Raw genomic sequence first — 6043 nt, forward strand, 5'->3', positions numbered from 1 at the left:
GGCCTAGGGTCTGTCTGCCCAGCCAGCGGAGATCACAGTGAACAGCAGCAAGCGCCTCGAAGACCTTGAGGCTGCCACTCGTATCGTCGGCGCCGGGCGGCGTAGCGAATGGACCGGGCCGGTCGTCAACCCGCCGGTCTGGCGCGCCAGTACGCACCTCTACGAGAATACGGCCGCGCTGGCGCAGGGGCCGCGCACCAACGAGGACGGGCGTTTCTTCTACGGCCGCCGCGGCGCGCCGACGCAGTGGGCGCTGGCCGACGCGCTGACCGCGCTGGAGCCCGGCGCGGCAGGCACCGTGCTCTATCCTTCCGGCGTCGCCGCCATTGCCGGGGTCATGCTGACCCTGCTGCGGCCGGGCGACGTCGTGCTGATCACCGACAATGCCTACGACCCGACCCGTTCGATGGGCAAGGGCCTGCTGACCGACATGGGCATCGAGCCGCGCTTCTTCGATCCGCTGGACCTCGACGCTTACGAAGCCGCCTTTTGCGACCGTACGCGGGCGGTGCTACTGGAAGCGCCGGGCAGCCTCTCGATGGAGGTGTGCGACCTGCCCGCACTCGCCCGCATCGCGCGCGAGAAGGGCGCGGTCTCGGTGCTCGACAACACCTGGGCCAGCCCGCTCGGCTTCGCCGGGCTGAGCCACGGGATCGATGTGGTGCTGATGGCGCTGACCAAGCATGTCGGCGGCCACTCGGACCTGATGATGGGCAGCGCCAGCGCCGGGCCGGAACTTTACGCAAAGCTGCGCGGCCGCGCGCAGCAACTGGGCAATGTCGTCTCTCCCGACGACGCGGCGCTTGCGCTTCGCGGCTTGCGCACCTTGCACCTGCGCCTTGCCCACGAGGCGCAGAGCGCGCTGGAAATCGCAACGTGGCTCTCGAAGCGGCCGGAAGTGGCGCAAGTGCTCTGCCCGATGCTGCCCGGCGCACCGGGCCATGACTTGTGGAAGCGCGATTTCACAGGCGGCTGCGGCCTCTTCAGCTTCACTTTCAGGGGCGGCGATGCAGCCGCGCGCAACCGCTTCATCGATGCGCTGACGTTGTTTGGCATCGGCTATTCGTGGGGCGGGTTCGAGAGCCTGGCGATCCCCATCGAGCCTTCCGCCTACCGCAGCAACATGGCCTGGCCGCCCGCTCCTGCTGCGGAAGGCGACCGCCACGGCGTACGCCTCGCCATCGGTCTGGAGGCGCCCGGGGACCTCATCGCCGACATCGAGCAGGCACTGGAAGCATGGCGGGGGCAGTGACCGCGCCCCTTGTCGCGGCCGCCACGGCGAGCCCGACGCCGACCGCGACAGCTACCGCCGTCGTGGTCAAGCACGCCGAGCCGGTCGCGGGCGCGGAAGGCATCAAGAACGTCGTCTCCGCCCGCAGCGACACGATCGGCAACATCGTCGACACGCTCGACAAGCTGGCCGTGCAGGTCGGCTCCAGCCGCATTTCGCTGTGGGACTTGACCGTCATCGTCGCGGTGCTCGCGTTGGTGATCTCGGTGGCCTGGGCCGCCAGCCGGCTGTCGAGCCGGGTGCTGGCCCGTGCGACCCGCCTCGACATGACGCAGCGGTTGCTGACCGAGAAGATGGTCAGCCTGTTCATCTGGACCGTGGCTATCCTTGTCGGCATCGACGTGCTGGGGATCGACCTGACGGCACTGACGGTATTCTCCGGCGCCTTCGGCCTCGCCATCGGCTTCGGCCTGCAGAAGACCTTCGGCAACCTGATCGCCGGTATCATCCTGCTGATGGACAAGTCGATCAAGCCCGGCGACGTCATCGCCATCGCCGACCAGAGCGGGCAGTACACCTTCGGCCAGATCCGCCGCATCGGCATCCGCGCCGTCTCGCTCACCACGCGCGACCAGAAGGAATACCTGATCCCGAACGAGAACCTGATGATCAATCAGGTCGAGAACTGGTCGTATTCGTCGAAGAACGTGCGTATCCAAGTCCCGGTCGTGGTCCCCTATGCCTCCGATATCGAGCTTGCCGAGAAGCTGATGCTGGAGGCAGCGGGTGCCGTGAAACGTGTCCTCAAGGCCCCGCCGCCAACCGTCTGGCTCGACAGCTTTGCGGAGAATGGAGTCGCGTTTGTGATCCACGTTTGGATCACCGACCCCGAAGAAGGCACCGGAAACGTGCGTTCTGATGTCCTCAAAGGGCTCTGGAGGCTTATGCGCGAGAACGGCATCAAGGTGCCTTTCCCTCAGCGCGATCTCAACCTTCGCGATACTGAGACGATGCGCGAGTTGATCGCCGCGCTTCGCTCCGACGAGGGTAAAACCTCTTAGACTGATCGCAGTATACCCACCTGCTCGAGTCTTATCCGGAGGCTAGCCGGTAGAAGGTCGAAGAAGGTCGGTTCGAGGACGGACGCGGGGTATCCTTGGCGGCAGCCCGTGCATGGGCAAATGGCATCAATGCTCGGGTTGCTCGCGGCGAGAAACCGTTTGAGGACGACGAGGGCGCAACCGATGGGATTGTGCTTGCCCAGCCGACCCGGCCGGTCATGACCTGTCAGGAAGCGTGGACAGCCTATCTTCGCGAGTCCGGTGAATTTGGCGGCAACGCAGAGAAGACGCTGATCGACAAGCGCCAGACGTGGGATCGCCTTTTTGCTCATACCATCGGCGAAAGCCTTCTCACGGATGTGACGTTTCTTGAGCTGGCCGACATTGTGGACCCGCTGAAGACGAAGGGGAGGCGGACGGCCTTCAACAATGCCGTCCGGTATGTGAAAAAGTTTTTTCACGGGGGCGGAAGAATCGGAAGCTCGCACTGGGCTGTCGGATTCACCGGCTCGACGGCTCAAGACAGAAAAGCAGAACACGCATGATCGTTATCTGAACGAGGTTGAGGTCCGATGGCTGTGGGACATGGTTGGCGAACTTGACGCTACGTCCCGTGCCTATTTCCTTGTTCTACTCCTCACCGGCCAGCGCCGCGATGAGGTTCGTGAACTGGTCCGCGGCGAATTGGACATGAGCCGTCCTTGGATGGACCTCTCCGAGGCACGGATGAAGTCGGGGTATCCACACATTACGCCTTTTGCTGACAAGGCCCGGGACCTCATTGCCGGTCCGCTCGCCGCCCACAACTATCGTTACGTGTTCCCTTCGTTGCGTGCATATGTCGACGAAGCGGCATATACGATCTATGACTTGGGAAATGCGCTGGACTTTCTCAATGCGGCGATGGAGCGAAAGGCGAAGGCGGCAAGATCGGCCTATGAGCGCTGGACCGCACACGATCTCCGCCGCACGTTTTCAACCCTTGCGAACGGTATTCTCGATGATGAGGAGAACGCTGTTCTTGGCGAGAACCACATCGAAGGGGTCATGGGCCATAAAGTCGGGGGAAGGTGTCAAACACCTATAACAAACATCAATATGTCAAGGAGAAGCGAAGGGTCCTTCGGGTATGGGAGGACGAGGTTCGCAGGATTGTCGGCAACGAGGCGTTCAGTCGCTACTGACGTGGGAGAGGTCAGGCTCGACCCTAACACTTCATGATCGACATTCTACAGGGGCCGGGCGCGAAATGGTCGGCCCACACCATGACCGACGGGAGATGCACGAGGGACGCTATTCCCGGTTCGCATGGTAGGCCGCAGGATCGCGGCACCAGAGCTCGAATTCGTCGGCTCGCCAACCGACAACTCGGGGACCAAGTGGTATCTGGCGAGGAAAGGTTCCGCTGGATATCTTGCGATACAAGGTTGTCCGCGAAAGCCCGCTTCTCGCAAGAACGACCTTCATTCGCAAAAAGGCAGGTTGTTCCATCATAGCTGTCCTTCGTTCGGGAGATACTAGAGTACCGCCAAGCACAAACACGGGGAAGGGTAGGGGCACTTCAGTGCCGGTTTGCGGCACCGCATTCAGCACGATCTGGTTCCAACGCCGCCGCACTGACTTGGGTGCTGACCCCCTCCACACTTTTGAGAGGACGGCCAGAGTAACGTCCACAACGTGGTGGAGCGCGACGCGATCGCTTCCAATCGTCGCTTGTATCGCCAGCCGCAACACCGGTTATTATATTCTTAGCACAAGGCCCGCGAGTTCTAGACGCTTGGTGCGGCTTTGGGATATCCGCTTGGTCAACCCAGACCGCGAGCAAAAGTCCTCAGGCTCCGAAACGACGTTCGACAGGGACCTATTTGGCAGCAATGAAATCGAACCGGGGCTTCTTGGGCAAGCTGACTATGTCTTGGCGTGGTGCGAGCGGGCTTAAGCATTTAGTCGCACCGTAACGGTCAAGGTCAAGTTCGCGGATTTTCAGCAGATCACTCGCAGCCGCATTTTCACCGCTGTCGTCGACAGGCAAGGCGCGCTGCCGATAGGCATCGTCTACGTCAGCAAGCACGATTTAAGCCTACTATCTTGGCGTGCCGAAGCGCAATGAGTGGCTAAGTGGCTGCCCGGCAACGGCCGGTTTCAGGCAGCGCCCTTCGGAGCTTTCATGACCATCATGGGCGCGAGGCAGCACGACGGTTTGTCGGCCGGCAATGGCGGTGGGTTCGACGGGTGGAGGCAACACTTTAATCTTTTGCGGAAGATGGAGTGTCGCGATGAAGCAGCGTCGTCGGATCTATTACACGGCCAGCCAGCGAGCAGAGATATGGGATCGCTGGCAGCGCGGGGAGTCGATGAGTTCGATCGGACGAAGGTTTGATCGAGAATCATCTTCGGTATTTTCGGTGATTTCGCCGACCGGCGGTATCAGGCCCGCCGATCGCAAGCGGAGCATCCGTGCACTGAGCCTTGCCGAGCGCGAGGAGATTTCGCGGGGCCTGAGCGTCAGTGAACCCTTGCGTGCGATAGAACGGCGACTGGGCCGCTCGCCCTCGACGATCAGTCGCGAAGTCAGGCGCAATGGCGGCCCTGCACGGTATTGCGCTACTGCGTCCGATCAGGCGGCATGGGACCGTGCCTTGCGGCCCAAGCCCTGCAAGCTGGCTTGCTCGCCGCCCACTGGCCCGGGCAGTATCGGCCAAGCTGCGCCGCAAATGGTCACCGGAACAGATCGCGGGGTGGCTCAGGCGCAGCTTTCCCGAGGAGCCGCACAGGCAGGTGTCGCACGAGACCATCTACAGAAGCCTGTACATACAGGCGCGCGGAGTTCTGAAGAAGGAACTGCTGGAGCATCTGCGCGCCCGGCGCACGATCCGCAGGTCCCGGCACGCCAGCCTCAAGCGTAACGGACATGGCCAGATCAAGGATGCCGTCTCGATCAGTGAGCGCCCCGCCTCTGTCGAGGACCGCGCCATTCCCGGTCCTCAACACCACTTTTTGGCACATTGCGATGCCGTCTGGGGAGGGCGGCAACCATCCCATCTCGAAGAAATGCCTGATGTTGGCATGATTGCGGCGTGAAGGCTGGGGAGCGGAGTATGAGCCTTGGTGTTGGGGGCTGATCCGCTGGTTTTGTGGGGGAGGCGCCTGCGCAGGCTGTTTTTTGGCGTCACGTGGGCGCAATTCGCCCCACGAGCCAGGCCAGGCGCTGGAAGTTATAGGCAAGGTTGGTTATGCCGATCTTGATGGGGCGCGAGCGATGCCGACGGTGCGCACCACGAGGCCCATGCGATGCTTCTGTCTCGCGAATCCGCACTCGACGGCGGAGCGGACCGCGGACCGGTTCCGACCCTTGCTAAGGGTTCTTCTTCGCAGTGCCGTTGCCGACGTCGTCGCGCGGCTTGCCCTTCGACGTGCGCTGGGCGCTGGCGTTGGCGCCAGCAAGAACAGGCCCGCAGGCCGCAGACTTGGCATCGCCTGGATCGACGAAGGCGAGCAGCCCGGCCACCGGAGTCGCCACGATTGCAAGGCCGAGACCGGCACCCGCGCGGCCGACAAGTTGCGGGGTGATGACCTGCAGCTTAGGCTCGGCGAAATGCCCGCCCAGACCAACGGGCGACTGGCCGGAGAACAGGCTGATCTTCTTGCCGTCGGCGCGAAAGGCCATGTCTACCGCCTCGGTGCCGAAGCTGAAGCCGCCGCGCCCGGTGACGACGTTTTTGCTGGTATCGATCAGGATCGGATCGGCAAT

Annotated in this window: 7 protein-coding genes and 3 pseudogenes; 6 read left to right on the forward strand and 4 right to left on the reverse strand. The window is 62.7% G+C overall.

Features of this window, described 5'->3' with window-relative positions:
• Nucleotides 1-37: 37 nt before the first annotated feature.
• From metC to HWN72_RS21685, 4 genes are all read left to right on the forward strand, one after another.
• Nucleotides 38-1252, forward strand: a complete 1215-nt coding sequence (gene metC, locus HWN72_RS21670; protein WP_375154538.1) for a cystathionine beta-lyase — start codon at nucleotides 38-40, stop codon at nucleotides 1250-1252.
• A complete protein-coding gene (locus HWN72_RS21675) occupies nucleotides 1249-2292 on the forward strand; it encodes a mechanosensitive ion channel family protein (RefSeq protein WP_036527980.1) in 1044 nt (347 codons plus the stop codon). The genes metC and HWN72_RS21675 overlap by 4 nt, the downstream gene beginning before the upstream one ends.
• A gap of 95 nt (nucleotides 2293-2387) precedes the next feature.
• On the forward strand, nucleotides 2388-2837 hold the full coding sequence (locus HWN72_RS21680; RefSeq protein ID WP_155986366.1) for a hypothetical protein: 450 nt from the start codon (nucleotides 2388-2390) through the stop codon (nucleotides 2835-2837).
• A gap of 7 nt (nucleotides 2838-2844) precedes the next feature.
• A complete protein-coding gene (locus HWN72_RS21685; RefSeq protein WP_256434607.1) occupies nucleotides 2845-3513 on the forward strand; it encodes a tyrosine-type recombinase/integrase in 669 nt (222 codons plus the stop codon).
• A gap of 72 nt (nucleotides 3514-3585) precedes the next feature.
• On the opposite strand, the gene HWN72_RS21690 is transcribed toward HWN72_RS21685, so the two are convergent.
• Nucleotides 3586-3786 carry an AlpA family transcriptional regulator gene (locus HWN72_RS21690; RefSeq protein WP_081799119.1) on the reverse strand — a complete coding sequence of 67 codons (201 nt, stop codon included), beginning with the start codon at nucleotides 3784-3786 and terminating at the stop codon, nucleotides 3586-3588.
• 367 nt (nucleotides 3787-4153) lie between these two features.
• Nucleotides 4154-4363, reverse strand: a complete 210-nt coding sequence (locus HWN72_RS31890; RefSeq protein WP_155986364.1) for a hypothetical protein — start codon at nucleotides 4361-4363, stop codon at nucleotides 4154-4156.
• 283 nt (nucleotides 4364-4646) lie between these two features.
• Between HWN72_RS31890 and HWN72_RS31245 the strand changes: the two are divergent.
• Together HWN72_RS31245 and HWN72_RS31250 are read left to right on the forward strand one after the other, a co-directional pair.
• Nucleotides 4647-4814 (forward strand): annotated as a pseudogene (locus HWN72_RS31245) (IS30 family transposase); the annotation flags it as partial.
• Nucleotides 4815-4872: 58 nt separating this feature from the next.
• Nucleotides 4873-5373: a hypothetical protein gene (locus tag HWN72_RS31250; RefSeq protein WP_236727412.1), complete on the forward strand. Its 501-nt coding sequence runs from the start codon at nucleotides 4873-4875 to the stop codon at nucleotides 5371-5373.
• A gap of 88 nt (nucleotides 5374-5461) precedes the next feature.
• Here HWN72_RS31250 and HWN72_RS21705 read toward each other — a convergent pair.
• Both HWN72_RS21705 and HWN72_RS21710 read right to left on the reverse strand, forming a co-directional pair.
• Nucleotides 5462-5634: pseudogene (locus HWN72_RS21705) on the reverse strand (IS5/IS1182 family transposase); the annotation flags it as partial.
• Nucleotides 5635-5647: 13 nt separating this feature from the next.
• A pseudogene (locus tag HWN72_RS21710) lies at nucleotides 5648-6043 on the reverse strand (AsmA family protein); the annotation flags it as partial.

The sequence above is a fragment of the Novosphingobium sp. HR1a genome, from assembly GCF_015594425.1.
GTDB lineage: Bacteria > Pseudomonadota > Alphaproteobacteria > Sphingomonadales > Sphingomonadaceae > Novosphingobium > Novosphingobium resinovorum_A.

Excerpts from the sequence above, each read along its gene's own strand:
- HWN72_RS21690 (WP_081799119.1), bottom strand. The coding sequence starts at position 3,786 with ATGATGGAACAACCTGCCTTTTTGCGAATGAAGGTCGTTCTTGCGAGA.
- HWN72_RS31250 (WP_236727412.1), top strand. The coding sequence starts at position 4,873 with ATGGCGGCCCTGCACGGTATTGCGCTACTGCGTCCGATCAGGCGGCAT.